The following is a 512-nucleotide window of genomic DNA, read 5'->3' on the forward strand; positions in this document are numbered from 1 at the left end:
GTGTTGCCGGCGACGTTGCATGTGGATGAGCCGAGTCCGCATGTGGATTGGTCGGCGGGTGCGGTGTCGTTGTTGACGGAGTCGCGGGTGTGGCCGGAGGTGGGTCGTCCGCGGCGGGCGGGCATTTCGTCGTTTGGTATTTCGGGGACGAATGCGCATGTGATCGTCGAGCAGGCCCCGCCGGTATTCGATGCCTCCGTGCAGGCTCCGGCCTTGATTGGCGGCTCGCCGGTTGGGGCAGAACTCGCTGCGGTGACCGGTGCGGCTGCGGGTGGTGGCTCGTCGGTGGCGGGGTCGGCTGGGGTCGCCGATGCGGTGACCGGTGCGGTTGCTGGTGGTGGCTTGTCGGTGGTGCCGGTGGTGGTGTCGGGGCGTTCGGAGCGGGCGTTGGATGCGCAGATCGATCAGATCGATCGGCTCGGTGGTGGTGTGGACGGTGTGGGTGTTGCGGGGGTGTTGGTGCGGGGTCGGGCGGTGTTTGATCATCGTGCGGTGTTGGTGGGTGGGTCGGT

The 512-nt window shown here is 67.8% G+C and carries 1 protein-coding gene; it reads left to right on the forward strand.

Going from position 1 to position 512, the window contains the following annotated elements; all coding sequences use genetic code 11:
* Positions 1 to 512: ketoacyl-synthetase C-terminal extension domain-containing protein (locus ACPXBU_RS34835; RefSeq protein ID WP_425761401.1), on the forward strand; the 512-nt coding region annotated here is incomplete at both ends.

It is taken from the genome of Micromonospora sp. DT231, from assembly GCF_049847025.1.
Classification (GTDB): domain Bacteria; phylum Actinomycetota; class Actinomycetes; order Mycobacteriales; family Micromonosporaceae; genus Micromonospora.